The 362-nt window shown below is 68.7% G+C and carries 1 protein-coding gene; it reads left to right on the top strand.

Going from position 1 to position 362, the window contains the following annotated elements; genetic code table 11:
- Window positions 1-178 precede the first annotated feature (178 nt).
- A partial coding sequence (locus AC1DCP_RS26700) for a benzoate/H(+) symporter BenE family transporter (RefSeq protein ID WP_476774916.1) occupies window positions 179-362 on the top strand: 184 nt, incomplete at its 3' end.

Below are 362 nucleotides of genomic sequence, written 5' to 3' on the forward strand. Positions count from 1 at the left end.
ACGCTGGACATTCCGATGAGCTACCTGCTGCGCGATTCGTTCAAGTTCCCGAGCGACAAGGTGGCCGACTAACGGTCTCCCTGCCAGCCCGGGCGGGGAGCCGCGTGGGGGCCGCGTTGGCGCCCCCGCCGCCCCCATCCATGCGAAGATGTCGGCCGTCCGCCCCTTCGCATCGACCATGACTGCCGCCGCCCCCCTCAAGCTGTCCGACCTMTCCCTTTCCACGACGGTGGCCGGGCTGATCGCCATGCTCACCGGCTACACCAGCTCGCTGGTGCTGATGATCCAGGCCGGGCAGGCGGCGCATCTGAGCGATGCCCAGATCGCCTCGTGGATCTGGGCGCTGTCCATCGGCATGGGGG

Source organism: Agrobacterium sp. 10T429, assembly GCF_056393925.1.